The 19,318-nt window shown below is 64.0% G+C and carries 20 protein-coding genes; 13 read left to right on the top strand and 7 right to left on the bottom strand.

Features of this window, described 5'->3' with window-relative positions:
- Positions 1–12: 12 nt before the first annotated feature.
- The 4 genes from EBS11_RS09475 (at position 13) to EBS11_RS09460 (ending at position 2,670) form a co-directional block, all read left to right on the top strand.
- The gene (locus tag EBS11_RS09475) at positions 13–267 is read left to right on the top strand and encodes a PAAR domain-containing protein (protein WP_290602286.1); all 255 of its coding nucleotides are present in this window, start codon (positions 13–15) and stop codon (positions 265–267) included.
- 263 nt (positions 268–530) lie between these two features.
- Positions 531–989, top strand: a complete 459-nt coding sequence (locus tag EBS11_RS09470) for a hypothetical protein (protein ID WP_290602268.1) — start codon at positions 531–533, stop codon at positions 987–989.
- Positions 990–992: 3 nt separating this feature from the next.
- The gene (locus EBS11_RS09465) at positions 993–2,120 is read left to right on the top strand and encodes a T6SS immunity protein Tli4 family protein (RefSeq protein WP_290602267.1); all 1,128 of its coding nucleotides are present in this window, start codon (positions 993–995) and stop codon (positions 2,118–2,120) included.
- A 70-nt stretch (positions 2,121–2,190) separates the two neighbouring features.
- On the top strand, positions 2,191–2,670 hold the full coding sequence (locus EBS11_RS09460) for a GNAT family N-acetyltransferase (RefSeq protein ID WP_290602265.1): 480 nt from the start codon (positions 2,191–2,193) through the stop codon (positions 2,668–2,670).
- Positions 2,671–2,674: 4 nt separating this feature from the next.
- On the opposite strand, the gene EBS11_RS09455 is transcribed toward EBS11_RS09460, so the two are convergent.
- The 6 genes from EBS11_RS09455 to EBS11_RS09430 all read right to left on the bottom strand — a co-directional run bounded on the left by EBS11_RS09455 (position 2,675) and on the right by EBS11_RS09430 (position 6,144).
- The gene (locus EBS11_RS09455) at positions 2,675–2,842 is read right to left on the bottom strand and encodes a hypothetical protein (RefSeq protein ID WP_290602264.1); all 168 of its coding nucleotides are present in this window, start codon (positions 2,840–2,842) and stop codon (positions 2,675–2,677) included.
- Complete coding sequence (locus tag EBS11_RS09450; protein WP_290602263.1) at positions 2,835–3,212, bottom strand: DUF2750 domain-containing protein; 378 nt, start codon at positions 3,210–3,212, stop codon at positions 2,835–2,837. Before EBS11_RS09450 ends, EBS11_RS09455 begins: the two co-directional genes overlap by 8 nt.
- On the bottom strand, positions 3,202–3,468 hold the full coding sequence (locus EBS11_RS09445) for a hypothetical protein (RefSeq protein WP_290602262.1): 267 nt from the start codon (positions 3,466–3,468) through the stop codon (positions 3,202–3,204). The genes EBS11_RS09450 and EBS11_RS09445 overlap by 11 nt, the downstream gene beginning before the upstream one ends.
- A 1-nt stretch (position 3,469) precedes the next feature.
- Positions 3,470–3,853, bottom strand: a complete 384-nt coding sequence (locus EBS11_RS09440; RefSeq protein ID WP_290602260.1) for an Imm1 family immunity protein — start codon at positions 3,851–3,853, stop codon at positions 3,470–3,472.
- Positions 3,854–3,855: 2 nt separating this feature from the next.
- Complete coding sequence (sulP, locus tag EBS11_RS09435; protein WP_290602258.1) at positions 3,856–5,496, bottom strand: sulfate permease; 1,641 nt, start codon at positions 5,494–5,496, stop codon at positions 3,856–3,858.
- Between the two features lie 78 nt (positions 5,497–5,574).
- Positions 5,575–6,144 carry a TetR/AcrR family transcriptional regulator gene (locus EBS11_RS09430; protein ID WP_290602257.1) on the bottom strand — a complete coding sequence of 190 codons (570 nt, stop codon included), beginning with the start codon at positions 6,142–6,144 and terminating at the stop codon, positions 5,575–5,577.
- A gap of 126 nt (positions 6,145–6,270) precedes the next feature.
- Between EBS11_RS09430 and EBS11_RS09425 the strand changes: the two genes are divergently transcribed.
- The 3 genes from EBS11_RS09425 (at position 6,271) to EBS11_RS09415 (ending at position 10,569) form a co-directional block, all read left to right on the top strand.
- The gene (locus EBS11_RS09425; RefSeq protein ID WP_290602255.1) at positions 6,271–7,260 is read left to right on the top strand and encodes an SDR family oxidoreductase; all 990 of its coding nucleotides are present in this window, start codon (positions 6,271–6,273) and stop codon (positions 7,258–7,260) included.
- Positions 7,261–7,263: 3 nt separating this feature from the next.
- Positions 7,264–8,139 (top strand): Ku protein, encoded by an 876-nt coding sequence (locus EBS11_RS09420; RefSeq protein ID WP_290602253.1) that lies wholly within the window; start codon positions 7,264–7,266, stop codon positions 8,137–8,139.
- A 117-nt stretch (positions 8,140–8,256) separates the two neighbouring features.
- Complete coding sequence (locus EBS11_RS09415) at positions 8,257–10,569, top strand: PAS domain S-box protein (protein WP_290602252.1); 2,313 nt, start codon at positions 8,257–8,259, stop codon at positions 10,567–10,569.
- On the opposite strand, the gene ligD is transcribed toward EBS11_RS09415, so the two are convergent.
- A complete protein-coding gene (gene ligD / locus EBS11_RS09410) occupies positions 10,553–13,045 on the bottom strand; it encodes a DNA ligase D (RefSeq protein WP_290602250.1) in 2,493 nt (830 codons plus the stop codon). The genes EBS11_RS09415 and ligD overlap by 17 nt on opposite strands.
- Before the next feature lie 236 nt (positions 13,046–13,281).
- Here ligD and EBS11_RS09405 point away from each other — a divergent pair, with 236 nt between their 5' ends.
- The 6 genes from EBS11_RS09405 (at position 13,282) to EBS11_RS09380 (ending at position 19,233) form a co-directional block, all read left to right on the top strand.
- Positions 13,282–13,593, top strand: a complete 312-nt coding sequence (locus EBS11_RS09405) for a hypothetical protein (protein WP_077406305.1) — start codon at positions 13,282–13,284, stop codon at positions 13,591–13,593.
- A 223-nt stretch (positions 13,594–13,816) separates the two neighbouring features.
- Complete coding sequence (locus EBS11_RS09400; protein ID WP_290602249.1) at positions 13,817–14,146, top strand: hypothetical protein; 330 nt, start codon at positions 13,817–13,819, stop codon at positions 14,144–14,146.
- 54 nt (positions 14,147–14,200) lie between these two features.
- Entirely contained in the window at positions 14,201–14,521 is a 321-nt protein-coding gene (locus tag EBS11_RS09395; RefSeq protein ID WP_290602248.1) for a hypothetical protein, read from the top strand.
- Positions 14,522–14,736: 215 nt separating this feature from the next.
- Complete coding sequence (locus EBS11_RS09390) at positions 14,737–16,884, top strand: TonB-dependent siderophore receptor (protein ID WP_290602246.1); 2,148 nt, start codon at positions 14,737–14,739, stop codon at positions 16,882–16,884.
- Between the two features lie 15 nt (positions 16,885–16,899).
- Complete coding sequence (locus EBS11_RS09385; RefSeq protein ID WP_290602284.1) at positions 16,900–18,144, top strand: PepSY-associated TM helix domain-containing protein; 1,245 nt, start codon at positions 16,900–16,902, stop codon at positions 18,142–18,144.
- Positions 18,145–18,216: 72 nt separating this feature from the next.
- Entirely contained in the window at positions 18,217–19,233 is a 1,017-nt protein-coding gene (locus EBS11_RS09380; protein ID WP_290602245.1) for a serine hydrolase domain-containing protein, read from the top strand.
- Positions 19,234–19,318: the final 85 nt, after the last annotated feature.

The following is a 19,318-nucleotide window of genomic DNA, read 5'->3' as shown; positions in this document are numbered from 1 at the left end:
AACGAGGCAGGCATGAAACATGCAGGACGCGGCGTCATCCGGCTCGGCGATGCAACCGATCACGGCGGCAAGGTTACCAGCGCATCGTCCGGCAGCACCGTCATGGGGAAGACGGCGGCGCTGGCCGACGATACAACCTTCTGCCCCAAGTGCAAGGGCAGCTTTCCCATCACGCCGGACGGCGCAGGCGCAAAACACATGGGCAAGCCGTACGCCTATGACGGCGATACCACGGCCTGCGGCGCCCGCCTGATCACATCCCTGTAACGGAGGCAGGCCATGCATGCAAGCATACAGGCGACGCTATCGGTCTTCGACCTTGCCGCGCAAGAACGGCGCCTGCTGAAGATCGACTTCCCCAATTGTGTATGCTCAGAATAAGGTTTTATGGACTTGGCCTCGCGACAAGGCGACGGCACTAGACAGTATTTATCTTCAGCCACCCAATGCGTGGTAGAGGCTAATCAATCCAAACTGGATAAATCCCGCAAACCTCCCTCGGAAAAAAGGTGGCGAAATAGAAAAAAACAATGCGGCGAATAAAAAACGCCGCAGAATTCTTATCCTCCATAGAGAAAAATTTCCATCCAAACACTTATGCAAGCTATTGCGCCTCACGAAATTTCTTGAGTTACGGAAAAGTCGTATTTAAATTAATTGACGGCCTTCACAGTGGCTCAAATGATCCCTGGAATAAATTCGAGCCGTTACCTGAAAAATGGAAACTACTTGAAGATGATGCCAAAGGGCAATTCTCGGTTCAGGCAGGAGGGAATATATTAAAATTAAGGCTACAGCCAGCCAGTGCACACGGTGATGGGACGGTACCGTCAGACCGTTCTGCCCGACATATTACAGGCACACTTTTCGTACATGGCATGGCAGAAGCGAATGGTTATGAACATCAGAACAGCTACGCCGACACAAATGTAATGGCATCCATGCTGTATTCCATCGTACAAATTGCCAAGACAGCAAAATGGGAGTAAGCCATGAATAATAAGACAAAGAAAATAATTTTCTTCGCAATCATAATTATTTCGATGACATTCCTTTCCACCTACGCGAAAAAAAACACAACCAAGGAAACCATAATGTCTGGACATATCAAACTTAGCAAGCGCCTGGAAACATTATTTTCCAAGACAAAACTTGTATGCTTTGGACGCTACGCAGTAGAAGTTCCTCAAGAAGCACAACTAATATCAGGAGGAACAATACTCCTTTCGGAAATTAAAACCATTCCAGGCGGAATAGAAGAAAAGAATGAACACATCAAAGAAGAAATTGAGAAGATAAGAAAAAATAACCGAACATCTGAAATTACATACAATGGAAAAGGTCCAGTAGAAAATAGTTGGCAACTTCAATACTATGATGGAGAATTTTCCAAGAAAGACGGACGCTTGACATTCAAGACATATATAATTAAAGAAAAATACATTTTTATTCTTGATGGATCAACAAGAAAAGGCGAAACAATAGCAGACTCCATAGAAAATCAAATGATTCGCGCTAATAATTTACGTTTGCGCAAAGAAAAAGAAGTTCCCAAGGAACCTGGCTATTGCGTCGAACAAGGCTTCATGAGCGACAACAAGTATGAGAGTCAGGAAATGGCAGATGCCGGCCTATATTTCCCCAGCTTGCCAGATGTGACATTTTCCATCACATCAAATAAAAATGCCTACGGCGATTATCCTCCTGCCGAATATGATGCAAAAGTACGCGGGAAATTATCATTGCTTGCCCGCATCCAGCAGGCGAAAGACCAGCAAGGCAAGAACTACCCTCCTCGTACTCTGCTACGCGAAGGCAAGCGTGACGTGCAGCACTGGCATGGCGAGGAATCGTTGATACGGCGTACCGATGGCGTGCATGATTTTGAATGGACGCTGGTGGGGACGCCGCGCGATGTCGCCTATCCAGCGGTGCTGGAAGCATCCATGTACACCAAAGTCGCCCACAACATGGTCGGCGCCGCCGACGCCGCGTCGCTGAGCGACGAGGAGGCCATCGCCTTGTGGGACAAGCTGTTGTCGGGCCTGAAGTTCCGGGTGAAGGTGCCGGGCGCGCCGCCGGGGTCCTACTATATCGATCCGGACCAGCCGGCACAGTGACGGCTGGACTAGCCCCTGCTGGCGCCCAGCCAGCCATTGCGCTAGCATGGCCTTTTGCCCGAAAGCTTGCATGCCCGTCACCCTGCGCCCCGCCCTGCCCTTAGACATAGCCGCCCTGTGGGCCTTGCGCACCGTGGCCGTGCGCGTCAGTTGCGCCACGCACTATGCGCCGGAGCAGATTGCCGCGTGGACGGCCTCGCCCGTGCCGGACGGCTATGCCGCCATGCTGGCAGCCGGCGGCGGCATCGTCGCGCTGCAGGACGGTGTCCTTGCCGGCTATGCCATGCTCGATGCGGACAAGCAGGAAGTCGATGCCGTGTTTGTCGATCCCGCGCGCGCGGGCCTCGGTATCGGCAAGCGCCTGCTGGCGGCGCTGGAGCAGTTGGCGCGACAGCGCGGCATGGGGCGCCTGCGCCTGTCCGCCTCGCTCAATGCCGTGCCGTTTTACCGGGCGGCAGGATTCGTGGCCTTGCGCGAGGAAGCATATGCCCACCCCAGCGGCATCAGCCTGGCCAGCGTGGCGATGGAAAAGGCGTTGACGCCCGCCTGAAGCTTCACTCGGGTACCGCGCCCGCCTCGGACTCGGCCAGGCATTGCTGCAGCTTCGCGATGAGGGCGCGCACCTCGTCGTCGCCCAGGTCCAGCGGGTCGCCGTGCGCGCCGACGGCGATCAGGCAGATGGCCGAGCCGTCATACCAGGCATCGAGGCGTTGTTCACTCATATTGTCCGGCCTCCTCTTTCAAATCAGCCAGCAAATCGCAAGGCGCAGCGACGCTGACGCTGCCTTGCGGCACGGGAAAGACGAAAGCCAGCTGGCCATTGCCCGTCATGCCGGGCAGCCACTTGTGCAGGAAATCGCCGAGCGCGATGGCGCGCGGCTGGAAATGTTCCCAGTCGCCGCTGGCGCACGCTTGGGCAAACGCCGCTTCCGGCCAGAACGGTATCGCCACCTTGCCCTCAAGCTGCGCCGTGGCCCAGCCCGCTTGGTACAAGCCCCACACTTCCTGCGTGTCGGCCACCTTGCGCACAAAGTAGGCATGGCGTTCGGCGCACGACAGCCCCGCCACTTGCTTGCACTTGTCAGGATGCATGGTTTTCCTCTTCCCATACCCGCAGCTGCGGCGCGCACCAGCCCGTCACCATGTCGAGGGCGTCCAGTATCGTGTCTTCCAGCGCCTCATCCTGCGTGGCGGCGCGCCGCTCCTGCAGCAAGGCGGCCACTTGCGCCGCCGTCACGCCGCTGGCGTGGTAGCGCAGCAGCATGGCGCGCAATGCGAGCAAGCCCGCCCTGGCGTCCAGCGCGGCCAGCAAGTCCCGGTCGATATCGGCGATGATGGTTTGCGGCATCTCAATCCGCCTCCCATTCGATGCCAGATGGCCGCGCGCCGCCCGTCCTGAAAAAGGCGAGCAAAGCCCGCTGGCACTGTTCCACGTCCACGCACCACGCTTCCGGATATTCATCCACCTGGCCATTGCTCAGCAGGTAGCTGCACGTCCCCTCCGCCTCTTCGTCGCCCAGCGAGTGAAAGCTCAGGTCGTCCTGTCCCGACAGATACATCAGCCAGGCATTGCCGCCATTGCGCAGCATGCACAGGGCCGGGCCCTGCTCCGCGTCCGTCGCCCGGGTCAGCCACAGCTCGCACTGGGCCAGGGTACGCGCCTCCTGCAGCGCCTGTTCCAGCGCCAGGATGTCATCAATCACGCGCGGCTCGCCATGCAGATTCAACTCCATGCTCATGCGTTTCCTCCGCTGAGGTCTATCGTGGCCAATGCCGTGCTCAGGTAGAGCTTGCCGCTGAGGTCTTTCAGCAGGCTGCTCTGGCGCAGGCGGTCCATCACGGGGCCTTTCACTTCGGCCAGGTTCAGGCTGATGCCGCGCTTGGCCAGCGTGCTGTTGAGCTCGATCAAGCCCAGCAGGGCCGTGCTGTCGATCTGGTTGACGGCCGACAAGACCAGCACCAGGTGGCGCGCCGTCGGATGTCCGCGCAGCTCCTCTTCCACCCGCTCGGTGACGGCTTCGACATTACCGAAGAACAGGCCCGCATCGATGCGCAGCAGCAGGACGTCGGGCAGGGTCTGCGCTTCGTAGCGCTCCACGTTGCGGAAGTGCTCGCTATTCGGGATACGCCCCAGCACGGCGATGTGCGGGCGGCTGGCGCGCCAGATCAGGGTGCCCATCGACAGCAGCACGCCGATGACCACGCCCGCCTCCACGCCCAGCACCAGCACGCCGGCCGTCGTCGCCAGCAGGGCCAGGGCGTCGCTGCGGTCGTAGCGCCACGACAGCTTCAAGGTATCCCAGTCCAGCAGGCTGGCGACGGCAAAGATGATGGTGGCCGCCAGCACGGGCAGCGGCAGCAGGGCCAGCCAGCCCGTGGGCGCCACCAGCGCCAGCGCCAGCAGGCCCGCCGTGATGATGCTGGCCAGCGGCGTATTCGCGCCCGCCTGGAAATTGACGGCGGAACGGGAAATGGAACCCGTCACGGGAAAGCCACCCGACAGCGCGCTGGCCACGTTGGCCGCGCCCAGGCCCAGCAGTTCGCGGTTGGTATGCAGCTTTTCACCGCGCTTCTGCGCCAGGGTCTGGGCGGCGGACATGCTCATCAGGAAGATGATGAAGGCGATCAGCAGCGCCGGCGACAGCAGGGTGCGCCAATGGGCGCTGGAGGTGGCCAGGTTCAGGCCCGGCAAGCCGCTGGGCACGTGGCCCGTCGTCTGCACGCCCAGGGCTTCCAGGCCGCAATAGGCCACGAGCATGATGCCCGTAATCACCAGCGCCATGGGCGCCAGGCGCGCGCCCACGTCGGCGGCCACCTTGTTCAGGCCGCAGCGCTGCAGCAACCGCGACAGGTAGCGCTTCGCCAGCCACAGGAAAACCAGGCTGGACAGTCCCAGGACGAGGCTGGGCACGTGCCAGTGGGGCCAGGTGGCGCCCAGCAAAGGCGTAATCTGGCCCCAGATGATCAATATCGCGGCGCCATTGCTGAAACCGCTGATCACGGGACGCGACAAAAAGCTGGCCATGAAGCCCAGGCGCAGCACGCCACACAGCAGCAGGACGAGGCCGCTGATGAAGGCCAGCTGGGCGGCCAGCACGATGTACAGGGAGGAACCGGGGTCGGCCAGCGGCGCCAGGGCGGCGGCCGTCATCAGCGACACGATGGCCATGGGCCCCACGGATTGCGTCATGCTGCTGCCGAACAGGGCGTACAGCACGGGCGGCAGGATGCTGGCATAGATGCCCACCACGGGCGGCAAGCCGGCCACCAGCGCGTAGGCCATGCCTTGCGGCACCATCATCATGGCGACAACGATACCGGCAGTGATGTCCCCGGCCAACAGAGGACGCCGGTATTGCCTGAGCCAGAGCAGCATGATGAAATCCCAAAATCTGAAAACCGAAGCCTATCATGCGACGAGGCCGGCTGACAGGGGGTACGTGGGCAGCGGCGCTCAGTCTTGCAGCAATTGCGCCTTCACGGCGTCGAGGATTTCCTGCGACAGCGCGCCGTCATCGACGGCGCGGGCCAGCACCATGGCGCCGACCATGGCGGCAAAGGTGGTGATGGCCTGCTGGCGCCGCGCTTCCGGCCTGCCGTCCGGCATCAAGTCTTCCAGCAGCGCAAACTGCTGCCGCGTCGCCTGCGCAAAGGCGGGACGCGCGCCAGGCGACACGCGTGCCACATCCACGCCCATGGCCGCCGCCGGGCAGCCCGTGCCGGGCGCGTCGCGGTGCCGGGTCGTCAGATAACTGTCGACAATGGCGGGCAGCGCGCCCTGCGGGTGGCTGGCGATCTTCGCGCGCCAGCCGTCCAGCGATTTCTCCAGCGCATGCTGGCACGCCTCGACCATCAGGTCTTCCTTGGAGGCAAAATGACCATAGAAGCCCCCGTGCGTCAGGCCCGCGTTCTTCATCAGGTCGGCCACGCCGATGCCGTCGTAGCCCTTTTCGCGGAACAGCCTGGCCGCCACGTCGACGATGCGTTCGCGGTTCAACGCCGCCTGTTCTCTGCTCACTTTCATGTCGCCTCCCACAATAATGTCAACCATCATATAACTTTCGCCCGGAATGTGCCACTCTGTTAGCAAGCGCACCGTTTGGCGCCCCTGCCGCGCCGATACTGGCTTGTCGTTTCCACGGAGGCCAGCATGAACGAGAACAAGGACCAGTCCTCAGGCAACTTGCAGCGCAGCATACAGCGCGAGCAGGATCAGCACGATCGGCAGCGCGATGCCGCCAAGCCAGCCGAACAGAAAAGCCGCCAGCCCGTGCAGACGAGCGCCCGCAGCCAGCCCGGCACGCCCCTGCCCGCCCAGCACCTGGACAAGCCCGGCATCGAGGCGCAGATGCAGCTCAAACCCCGCTTCCTGGCGCCCGACTATTGCGGCAGCGGCAAGCTGGCCGGCATGGTGGCCGTCATCACGGGCGGCGATTCGGGCATCGGCCGCGCCGTGGCGGTGCTGTACGCGCGCGAAGGGGCCGATGTCGCCATCATCTACCTGAACGAGCACGAGGATGCCAACGAAACGAAGCGCTACGTGGAAGCGGAAGGCCAGAGCTGTCTCTTGATTCCCGGCGACGTGCGCGACCAGCGCTTCTGCCAGGAAGCCGTCAGCCAGGTGATGGAACAATTCAGCCATATCGACGTGCTGGTAAACAACGCCGCCTTCCAGGAACACGCGGAATCCTTGCTCGACCTGAGCGAGGAGCGCTTCGACCTGACCATGAAAACCAATGTCTATGGCTACTTCCACATGGCCAAGGCCGTGCTGCCCCATTTGCAGCGGGGCGCGTCCATCATCAACACGGGTTCCGTGACGGGCTTGCAGGGGTCGAAACACTTGCTCGACTATTCCACCACCAAGGGCGCCATCCACGCGTTTACCATGGCGCTGGCCGGCAACTTGCTTGACAAGGGCATCCGCGTCAACGCCATCGCACCCGGCCCCGTATGGACGCCGCTCAACCCGGCCGACAAGTCGCCCGAGGACATCCGGCAATTCGGCGCGGACACGGACATGCGCCGCCCGGCCCAGCCCGAGGAATTGTCGCCCGCCTACGTCTTCCTCGCCTCGCCCGCCTGTTCCAGCTACATCACGGGCATCGTCCTGCCCGTCACCGGCAAGGTGGGGGAATAGGCGATGGCGCGCGCACTGTGGAAAGGCGCCATCAGCTTCGGCCTCGTGCACATCCCCGTCGAGCTGATTTCAGCCAGCCTCGACCATGAACTGGACCTGTCCATGCTGGATCGGCGCGACTTCGCCCCCATCGGCTACAAGCGCTACAACAAGCAGACGGGCAAGGAAGTGGAGTGGGACGACATCATCAAGGGCTATGAATACAAGACGGATGAATACGTGGTCCTGTCCGACGAAGATTTGCGGCAAGCCAACGTAAAGGCCACGCAGAGCATCGATATCCACGCCTTTGTCGACGCGGCGGAAGTGCCGCTGACTTTTTATGAACACCCGTATTACCTGCTGCCCGCCAGGGGCGGCGAGAAAGTCTACGCGCTGCTGCGCGAAACCCTGCGCAAGGCCAATAAAGTGGGCATCGCCAGCGTGGTCATGCGCACCAAGCAGCATCTGTGCGCGCTCGTCTGCGTCGCCGATGCCATCGTCCTGAACACCTTGCGCTATGCCGATGAAATCCGCCCCACGGACGACCTGGACTTGCCGGGCAACACGTTGAAGGCGGCCGGCATCAGCGACAAGGAACTCAGGATGGCCCTGTCCCTCGTGGAAGGCATGAGCGAAGCGTGGGCGCCGGCGCAATACCACGACAGCTATCGCGAAGACGTGCTGGCGCTGGTGAAGAAAAAGATCAAGGCGAAACAGACGAAGACGATCACGCCGCCCTCGCCGGAGCCGGAAGAAGAACGCGGCAGCAACGTGATCGATCTGGTGGCCCTGCTGCAGCAAAGCCTGGGCAAGCGGGTGCCCGCCGCGCCGCCGCGCAAGCGCGCGAGCGGGGCCGCACCACGCAAGACGGCCGCCGGCAAGCGCAAGGCCGCCTGAAGCGCGCATCCCGGCCAGTAATTACATAACAAAAATGCATTGACTTTGATCATGCTTCTCGCTACGTTATGCACACAGCCTGCCGCCCGGCAAGCCATGTCATGCGTGCGGGAAAAAATGGATGCCGATTTAGATCAGCTTATCCTCAGCGGCGCCCCTGGCGGCGTAGTCATCACGAGCGAAGACCATGCCGTCGTGCGCTGGACGGCGGGGGCGCAGCGGATTTTCGGCTATGCCAGCGACGAAGTGCTGGGCCGCAAGCTGTGGGAACTGATCTCGCCGCCGGGCCAGGCCGAGGCGGCCCCGCTCATCGCCGAGCAGCTGGCCCTGCACGGCAGCTACGACCGCGAATCGCTGCGGCGGCGCAAGGATGGCGAACTCATCTATGTCGACGTGGCGTGCCAGGCCGCCAGCGCCGCGCCGGACGGCCCCCGCTACCTGATTTCCACCATGAAGGACACGACCTTGCTGAAGGCGGCGCGCGACGCCCAGTTCGTCGACGCGCGCTACCGCGTGCTGTTCGAGTCGACGCCGGACAGCGTCATCATGGTCAACGCCACGGGCGCCATCGTCCTGGCCAACCAGCAGGCGCAGCGCCTGTTCGGCTATGCGGAAGGCGAACTCAGCGGCAGGCAGATCGACAGCCTGCTGCCGCAGCGCCTGCGCCATGCGCACGTGGGACACCGGGCGCGCTATTTCGACCAGCCGCGCACGCGCACCATGGGCGCCGACCTGGAATTGCTGGGTTTGCGCAAGGACAACGTCGAGTTCCCCGTGGAAATCAGCCTGTCGCCCATCCAGACGGAGATCGGCACCTTCGTCATCAGCGCCATCCGCGACGTCAGCGACCGCCGCCGGGCCGAGCAGAAGTTCCGCGGCCTGCTCGAATCGGCGCCGGACGCCATCGTCATCGTCAACGGCGATGGCGAGATCGTGCTCGTCAATTCGCAGACGGAGCGGCTGTTCGGCTATTCGCGGGCGGAGTTGCTCGGGCGCAACGTCGAAGTGCTGATCCCGGCCCGCTATGCGATGGAGCATCCGCGCCACCGCCAGGCCTTTTCCACGGCGCCGCGCGCCCGCTCCATGGGCGCGGGCCTGGAACTGTACGGCTTGCGCCGCGACGGCACCGAGTTTCCCGTGGAAATCAGCCTGTCGCCACTGGAAACGGATGAAGGCGTGCTCGTCTCGTCGGCCATCCGCGACATCACGGAACGCAAGCGCATCGAACACACGCTGAACGAACAGAAAATCGAACTCGAACGGGCCAGCCAGGCGAAGGACCGCTTTCTTACCAGCATGTCGCACGAACTGCGCACGCCGCTCAACGCCATCCTCGGCTTTGCCCAGCTGCTGGCCAACGAGGCGCTGCCCGCCACCGTGCCGCAAAAACGGGCCTTCGTGCAGAACATCGTCACCTCGGGCCGCCATCTGCTCACCCTGATCAATGAAATCCTCGACCTGGCGAAGATCGAATCGGGCAGCCTGAGCCTGTCGATGGAAGCCGTGGCGCTGCCCGCGCTGATCGAGGAAGTGCGCGTGATGGTGGAAGAACAGGCGCAGCAGCGCCAGATCCACCTGGCGTTCCCGCCCTGCGACCGGCTGATAGTCAGGGCCGACCATACGCGCCTCAAGCAAGTGCTGCTGAACCTGCTGTCGAATGCCATCAAGTACAACCGCCCGGCCGGCAGGGTGACGCTGGAAATTTCGCAGCCCCATGCGCAGCGCGTGCGCCTCGCCATCCGCGACACGGGCAAGGGCCTGGACGAGGCGCAGCTGGCGGAACTGTTCCAGCCGTTTAACCGCCTGGGCCAGGAAGCGGGCAGCGAGGAAGGCACGGGCATCGGCCTGGTCGTCACCAAGCGCCTCGTCGAGTTAATGGGAGGCAACATGGGCGTGCACAGCTGCGTCGGTGCGGGCAGCGTGTTCTGGATCGAACTCGACACCATGGCCGCACCGCCCGCCAGCATGCAGGCCGAGCTGGAAAACCTGCCCGTGCCGGCCGGCGAGGCGGAAAGCGAGACCGGCGGCCAGGCGCTGCTGCTGTACGTGGAAGACAACCCAGCCAGCCTGCGCCTGGTGGAAGACATCGTCAGCTTCCTGCCCCACCTGCGCATGATCTCGGCCACGGACGCGCGCCACGGCATCGCGCTGGCGCTGGAGCGCCGGCCCGACGTCATCTTGATGGATATCAACCTGCCCGGCATGAATGGCAACCAGGCGCAGCGCATCCTGCACAACGATGCGCGCACGGCGCACATCCCCGTCATCGCGCTGACGGCCAACGCCATGAAGGGCGACATCCGCCACGGCCTGGCCGCGGGCTTCTTCCGCTACCTGACCAAACCCGTCGAGATCGCCCTGCTCAATGCGGCCATCGACGAAGCGCTGCAGCTGGCGCGCGTGGCCCAGCCCTTCAAGCCGGCGGACTGAAACCGAGCTTCTTCATGGCCCCGTCGATGCCCCTGGCGCTGCGCGCATAGCCCGCCCATGGCGCGTTGCCCACGTCGAGACGGCCGTGCACGTTGCTCACGTTCCATTCGTCGCCCGCCTTCAGCTTGTCGAGCTCTTCCCAGGCCAGCGGCACGGAAATGCCCAGCCCGGAACGGGTGCGGGCCGACCACGCGCACACGGTGGTGGCGCCCCGGCCATTGCGCAGATAATCGATGAAGATCTTGCCGACCCGGTTGGCGGGCCCGCTTTTCAGCACGAAACGCTGCGGAATGTGCTGCGCCATGTGCGCCACGATGGCCTGTGAAAACGCCTTGACGGTGTCCCAGCCGTGTTTCGGGCGGATGGGCACGACCACGTGCAAGCCCTTGCCGCCGCTGGTTTTCAGCCAGGCGGGCAAGCCCAGCTCCGCCAGGAAGGCGCGCAGCAGCACGGCCGCCTCGCGGATGGCGGGCCAGGCCACGCCCTTGCCCGGGTCCAGGTCGAACACCAGGCGGTTCGGCGTGTCATAGGCGCTGGCCAGCGCGTTTTGCGTGTGGAACTCCACCACGTTCCACTGCGCCGCCGACAGCAGGCCCTGCATGGTCGCCACTTCCAGCAGGGGCGCATGCTGCGGGTCGAGCGCCGCATCGAGCTGCCGGACGCCGGGCATCGCCGAGGTATCCGCATGCTTCTGGAAGAACAGTTCACCGCCCACGCCGGCCGGCGCGCGCACGAGCGACACGGGCCGGCCCCGCAAATGCACGAGCATCAGCTTGCCTACCAGCGCGTAGTAGCGCACCAGGTCGATCTTCGTGGCGCCGCTGTCCCGGTCGATCACCCGGTCCGCATGGCTGACCTTGAAACTGGCGGGCAGGATGCCCTCCAGCGCCGATTCTTGCTTGTCTTGCATCTTGTTCTCCTTGGCAAGCGGCCGGGGCTGCTCGCGCACGATGGCAGCGGCCTGTTTATCCAGGCGCAAGCCAAGAAACACGGCATGGCGGATGGCGCCGCCGCTCGTCCACTGCGCAAAACCGACTTCGGCCACCAGCACCGGCCGCACCCACGAGGGCTGGCGCACGCCGCCCGCCTTGCCCGCGAACGGGCTCGTGGCCACGGCCAGCGCCGCGAGCCGGCGGCGCAGCCCGCGCAGGGTGGCATCGTCAAAGCCGCTGCCCACCTTGCCTGCATAGCGCAGCTTGCCGTCCCTGTCGTACACGCCCAGCAGCAGCGCACCGAAGCCTTCGCGCGCGCCCTGCGGCGCCGTATAGCCGCCGATGACGAATTCCTGCCGCTGTCCGCATTTGAGCTTGATCCAGTCGCCGGAGCGGCGCGCAGCGTAGGGCGAACCGCGCCGCTTGCCGATCACCCCTTCCAGCCCCAGCCGGCAAGCGTGGGCCAGCAGCTGCTGCGGCGGCGCATCGAGCGACGCGCTGAAGCGCACGAGGGGCGATGCCGGCAAGCGCTGCAGCAGCTGCTCCAGCAGCGCCCTGCGCGCCTCGACGGGTTGGCCCCGCAGGTCGTGGCCGTCGAAATACGGCACGTCGAACAGGTAATACACGATCTCGCTGGTGGCCTGCGCATCGAAGGCGCGCTGCAGGGCGCCGAAGTCCGGGTGGCCGCTGGCATCGTTGACGACGATTTCGCCGTCATACCAGCCAGGCGGCAAGCCCAGCTTTTCCAGCGCCTGGCGCAACTGCGGCAGTTTCGCCGTCCAGTCATTGCCATTGCGCGTGATTAAGGCAATATGCTCGCCATCGCAACGCGCAAGGATGCGGTAACCGTCGAATTTCACCTCGAAAATCCAGTCTTGCGCCTCCGGCGGCGGTGCATCGACAAGCGTGGCCAGCTGCGGCGCCAGGCTGGCGGGCAGCCTGGCGGCCGGCGCTGACGCCGGCTCCGCCCTCTTCCCGCGCTTGGGCATGGGCTTGTCCCTGACGCTGTCGGGGAACTCGTCGACGACAGAAAATGCCAGCGCCGGCCGGGCATAGTCGTCTTTTTCCTTGATCAGCAACCAGGCGGGCTGCTTTTCGCCCTTGCCCTTCATGCGCACGAGCACCCACTTGCCGTGCATCTTGTGGCCATGCAGGGTCAATTTCAGCTCGCCCGCCGCCAGCGCCTTGCGCGCGTCCGGCGTGGCCGGCTGCGGCTGCCACGTACCCTTGTCCCAGATGATGACCTTGCCCGCGCCATACTGTTTTTCGGGAATCGTGCCTTCAAAGGCCGCGTAGGACAGGGGATGGTCTTCCACCTGCACCGCCATGCGCCTGTCGCGCGGGTCGTAGCTGGGTCCTTTCGGCACGGCCCAGCTTTTCATCGTGCCGTCCAGTTCCAGGCGGAAGTCATAGTGCAGGCGGCTGGCCCAGTGCTTCTGGATGACGAAGGCAAGCGCCGCGCCTGCCGCCTCGCCGCCGCCGGCCGGCTCGGGCGTGATGGCGAAATCGCGTTTCGCGCGGTAGGTCTTCAAGGCGGCTTTCATGGCGGACCCATGCAATGACGATGGCATCGAGTCTAGGCCGCCGCCTGCCATGGCGCGGTACGCCAGCTAACAGAGCGGCGGGATGGCCCGCAGGCCCGCATGCACGCGGGCGTGACAACTAAATGTAAGTGTTTGTAATCGGCTGTCAACCTGATGACCTCACCGCGCGTTTTTGGCTCAGTGACAGGGGAAATGCATCTCCTGAACTACAACCCCACTTCTCGAGGAACTGCACCATGAAAAAAGTAATCGCTACTCTGATCGCCGGCTTGTTCGCTACCGCAGCCTTTGCTCAAACGCCAGCCGTGCCTGCCAAGGCCGAAGCCAAGCACACCAAGGAAGTGGCTAAAGCAGAAGCGAAAGAAACCAAGGCCGTCGTCAAAGCCGACGCGAAAGAAGCTGCCGTTGCCGCCGATGCCAAGGCTGATGTTGCCAGCGCCAAGGCCGACGCCGCCGCAACCAAGGCCAAAGCCCATCACAAGGCAAAAAAAGCCAAGGCCAAGGCTGACGAAGCCAAGACTGAAGCGACCGCCGCTGCAGCCAAGTAATTTCCCCGCGCGCCATTTTGGCGCCACGCAAAAAGACAGCTTCGGCTGTCTTTTTGCGTTTTCACGCCTGCATCACGCAGCAACAGCGCTTAACACGCCTGATTGTAAGAAAGTGTAAACAAGGTCAACTGTATGCTTCCCGGCCGCGTTTTCTGCTCAGTGACACGGGAATCATCCCGGCACCAACAGACACACCAGACAAACCACCACCGAGGACTGCACCATGAAAAACCGCCTTTTCAACCTGAGCGCCACCCTGATCGCCGGCCTGTTCGCTACCGCAGCCTTCGCCCAAACCCCTGCCGCCCCGGCAGCATCCGTTTCCGCCAAGGCGGAAGCGGCCCACACGAAAGCCGTCGTGAAAGCGGATGCCAAGGAAGCCCAAACGGCCGTGAAAGCGGACGCCAAAGAAGCCAAGGCTGTCGTTGCCGCGAAAACGGACGTGGCCAGCGCCAAGACGGAAGCGGCCGCCACCAAGGCCAAGGCCCACCACAAGGCCAAGCACACGAAAGCCAAGGCCGACGCCGCGCCAGCGCCTGCCGCCGTGAAGTAATCCAGCACATAAGCCAGCACACCACCTTCGACTGCCACTACCAAGGATTCCATCATGAAAAAAGTTATCGCCACCCTCATCGCCGGCCTGTTCGCTACCGCAGCCTTCGCCCAAACCCCTGCCGCTCCGGCAGCATCCGTTCCCGCCAAGGCGGAAGCGCACACAAAAGCTGTGGCCAAGGCGGAAGCGAAGGAGAGCAAGGCCGTGGTGAAAGCCGACGCCAAGGAAGCTGCCGTTGCCGCCGATGCGAAAGCCGATGTCGCCAGCGCCAAGGCCGACGCGAAAGCCAGCAAGGCCAAGGCCCATCACAAGGCAAGCAAGGCGAAGGCCAAGGCCGACGCGGCCAAAGTGGAAGCGACGGCCCCGGCCAAGTAATCCGCCCCTTGCACCCAAGAACAAAAGACAGCTTCGGCTGTCTTTTGTGTTTTGCGCCGTGCATGCGCTGTCCACCGGCAAGCGGCCGGCATGTAAAAGCAGGTAAAGAAACGAAAAACAACGCTTTTCGGTCACAAAAAATTTGCCTTCCAGGCTGGCGCCACAATAGAATTGAGAATTATTCTCATTCTCATTCATATTTCAGGAGCCGTTTCATGCCAGGTCGTGCCGTTCCCTCTTCCCATCCCGCGCTGCCGCTGCGCCCGCTGGCCCTGGCCATTTCACTGGCGCTCGGCGCCGGCATGGCGCACGGCGCCGACAGCGTTCCGGCCGATGCCGCCGCCGACGATGCACCCGTGATGCAGACCATCGTCGTGACGGGCAGCAGCGACGCGAACGCCTACACGGCGCGCAAGAGCAGTTCGGCCAGCAAGTTCGACCTGTCGCTGCGCGACACGCCGCAAGCCGTCTCCGTCGTCACGCGCGCGCAGATGGACGATTTCAGGCTCGATAACGCCAGCAAGGTGCTGGCGCAAACGACGGGCGTGACGGTGGAAGCGGTGGAAACGGACCGCACCTATTACACGGCGCGCGGCTACGACATCACCAATTTCCAGTTCGACGGCGTAGGCATTCCTTTCGTCTTCGGCAACGTGATGGGCGACCTCGATACGGCGCTGTTCGAGCGCGTCGACGTCGTGCGCGGCGCGAACGGCCTGATTTCCTCCACCGGCAATCCATCGGCCACCGTCAATTTCGTGCGCAAGCGCCCGACCGCCGGCCTGGCCGCTTCGGCCGGCGTCACCGCGGGCTCGTGGAACACGCGCCGCCTCGACGCCGACGTGTCCACGCCGCTCAGCGCCGATGGCAAGGTGGCGGCGCGCTTCGTCGTGGCGCACGAGGAAGGCGATTCCTACTTGGACCGCTATTCGCCGCGCAAGGACGTCGCCTACGCCATCGTCGAGGCAAAACTGACGCCGGACACCACCCTGACCGTGGGCCACAGCTACCAGGGCAGCGTGGCCAGGGGCGGCATGTGGGGCGCCCTGCCCGTCGCCTACGCGGACGGCACGCCCACCGACTACCCGATTTCCACCTCGACCTCGGCCGACTGGTCGCGCTGGAGCATCATCAACAACAGCACCTTCGCCGAACTGGCGCACCAGTTCAATGCCGACTGGCGCGTGACGGCCACCGCCACCTACAACCGTTCCACCTCCGACTCGAAGCTGTTCTACGTCTACGGCACGCCGGACAAGGCCACGGGCGACGGCCTGTTCAGCTATCCGTCGCGCTATGCCTCGGCCAACAAGCAGCGCCTGCTCGATGTGGGCGCGACGGGCGCGTTCACGCTGGCCGGGCGCCGGCACGACCTGAGCATGGGCCTGGCCTGGTCGAAATCCACCCTTGACGACGTTTCCTACTATGGCCGCGGCATCGGTACGGCCCTGCCGAACGGCACAGCGTTCGACGGCTCCTATCCGGAACCGCTGTTCGACGCATCGACCGATGGCAGCGCCTACAAGGACGAACGCAAGAACGCCTACCTGGCCGCCCGCTTCAACCTGGCCGACAACGCCAAGCTGCTGGCCGGCGTCAACACCGTCAAGGCCGACAGCTCGGGCAGCGCGTATGGCGTCAGCCAGGCCAAGTCGCAAAGCGACACCACGCCCTACGTGGGCCTGGTCTACGACATTGGCCGCCATGTTTCGGCCTACGGCAGCTACACGGAGATCTTCAACCCGCAGAGCAGCATCGACCGCACGGGCCAGACCCTGGCGGCGGCCACCGGCAAGAGCCTGGAAGCGGGCCTGAAAAGCGACTGGTTCGACGGCCGCCTGAACCTGTCCGGCGCCCTGTTCAAGACGCGCCAGAAGAACGTGGCAGAAGCGGCCGGCACCACGCCCGACTTCAAGACCTTCTACAAGGGCGTCGACTCCGACTCGCAGGGCATCGAGCTCGATGCCTCGGGCGAACTGGCGAAGGGCTGGCAGGCGAACGCCGGCTATTCGCAGCTGCGCATCAAGGGCGACGACGGCAAGAATGCGCGCACCTTCATCCCGCGCAAGCAGTTCCACCTCGCCACCACCTATCACGTGCCGACCCTGCCCAGGCTGAAGGTGGGCGCCAGCCTGGCCTGGCAGGACGCCATCTACAACCGGATCGACGACAGCACCACCCTGCACCAGGGCGCGTATGCGCAACTGGGCCTGATGGCCAGCTACGACATCAGCCGCAACGTCAGCCTGTCGCTAAACCTGAACAACGTGACGGACAAGAAGCACTTGACCAGCCTGTACTGGACCCAGTCGCTGTACGCGGCGGGCCGCAACGGCAGCGCCACCCTGAGCTGGAAATACTAGGGAGCCGCCATGCGACTGCGTCCTCCCATGGTCATGCTGCACCGCTGGTTCGGCCTGGCGGCGGCACTCTTCCTGTTCGTGTCCGGCCTGACGGGCGCCGTCATCTCATGGGACCACGAGCTCGATGCCTGGCTCAATCCGCAGCTGTTCCAGGCCGCCAGCGGCGCGCATGCGGGAGCGGCAAAACCGGGCCTGGAACTGGCGCGCCAGCTCGAGGCGCAGGACCCGCGCCTGCGCGTCAACTACACGCTCACGGCGCTTGAACCCGGCCACACGGCGCTGCTCTCCGTCGAAGGCCGGCCGGATGCCGCCACGGGAAAAGCCTTTGAACCGGGCTTCAACCAGGTGGCCGTCGATCCCGTCACGGGCGCCATCCAGGGCACGCGCCAGTGGGGCGCCGTCTCGCTGACGCGCGAAAACCTGCTGCCCTTCCTGTACAAGCTGCACTACACCATGCACATCCCCGATGGCTGGGGCATCGAGCTGGGCGTCTGGTTCATGGGCATCATCGGCATCGTGTGGGCCGCCGACTGCTTCATCGCCCTGTACCTGTCCTTTCCGAACTGGCGCAGCTGGCGCAAGTCGCTGGCCTTCCGCTGGCGCGAAGGGGGCCACAAGCTGAACTTCGACCTGCACCGCTCGGGCGGCGTGTGGGTCTGGTTGCTGCTGCTGGTGCTGGCCCTTACTTCCGTGTCGATGAATTTGCCAACCCAGGTGATGCGCCCCCTGGTGGCGCAGTTTTCCACCCTCAGCCCGAACGCCTTCGACAGTCGCACGCCGCAGCCGCCCGGCAAGCCCATCGAGCCGCTGCTGACGCGCGAGCAGGCCGTGGCGCTGGCGAAGACGGAGGCCGCAAGGCGCGGCTGGACGCTGCCGGCCGGCGGCGTGTTTTACTCGTCCGCCTACGGCCTGTATGGCGTGGGCTTTTTCGAGGCGGACAACGACCATGGCGATGGTGGCCTGGGCAATGCGTGGCTGTACTTCGATGGCCGCGACGGCACGCCTGCCGGCGGCGTGGTGCCCGGCACGGGCAGCGCGGGCGACATCTTCCTGCAGGCGCAGTTCCCCCTGCATTCGGGACGCATCCTCGGCCTGCCCGGGCGCATCCTGATGTCCGCCATGGGACTGGTGGTGGCCATGCTGAGCGCGACGGGATTGATCATCTGGCTGCGCAAGCGCCGTGCGCGCGTGCGGCAGGCAAGCAAAACGGGGCGGCAGGACGGGCCGGCGCGCGCGCTTCATGCAAACCTCAGCAAATAGGCAGGGCAAAACGCCACAAGACGGCGCGAATGGGCGACACTTGCAGTCCGACCATCGCCACGAAAGCTGTCCATGCGCCGCCTGTCCCTGTCATTGCTCGCCCCCCTCTTCCTGTCCTGCGCCGCCCTGGCGCAGGACGCGCCCCCCGCCTCCATTGAGCAAATCCTGCAAGCCCAGGACGGCGACAGCCATGGCGACCTGCGCGCCGTCGTCGTGCTGCGCGACGGCGCCATCGTGGCCGAGCGCTATTACAACGGCGAGACTGCCGACACCCTGCACGACATCCGCTCGGCCGGCAAGAGCATCACCGCCCTGCTGGTGGGCGCGGCCGTGGCGCAGGGCCGGCTGGCCACCGGCAGGACGGTGGGCGACTACTGGCCGGAGGTGGCAAACAGCCCGGCCGGCAAGGTCGTGCTCGACGACCTGCTGACCATGCGTTCGGGCCTGGCCGCCTTCGATGAGGACGAACACTCGCCGGGCAACGAGGACAAGCTCGATGAAGCACCCGATCCTGCTGCCTTCGTGCGCGGCGTGCCTGCCGCCACGGCGCCGGGCAGCGTGTACAGATATAACTCGCTGGGATCGTACATCGCCGGGCGCGTGGTGGAGAACGCCAGCGGCGCGCGCCTCGATGATTTTGCCGCGAAGGCCCTGTTCGCGCCACTGGGCATCACCCGCTGGAGCTGGGGCCGCGACGTAGCCGGCCATGCCAAGGGCCAGGGCAATCTGTCGCTGCGTGCGCGCGACACGGCGAACATCGGGCAGATGGTGCTGGACGACGGCATGTTCGCCGGCCAGCGCATGATCGACGCCGCCTGGCTGCGCGCCGCGCTGGCGCCCCGCGTGGCCATCGGCGCCGTGGACCGCTACGCGGACAGCTACGGCTATTTCTGGTATGCGAAGACGCAGGACGTCGCGGGCAAGCCGCTTGCCGTGCATTTCGCCTCGGGCAATGGCGGCAACAAGATCTATGTCATTCCCGCGCGCCGCATGGTGGTGAGCGTCGCTTCCAGCGCCTACGGCAAGGGCTACGGGCAGCGCCGCTCGGAAGACATCCTGAAAGCCATCCTGACGGCGGATACGCGGTAGTTGTAAGCGTTTGTAATGGTCGTCAACGCAAGCGTTCGGGGCCGCGTTTTATGCTCAGTGACACGGGAATCATCCCGGCACCAAC

Source organism: Janthinobacterium sp., from assembly GCF_009923995.1.
Lineage (GTDB): Bacteria > Pseudomonadota > Gammaproteobacteria > Burkholderiales > Burkholderiaceae_D > Janthinobacterium.
Note: the sequence above shows the minus strand (reverse complement) of the source record. Positions and strands in the feature narration are given on the sequence as shown.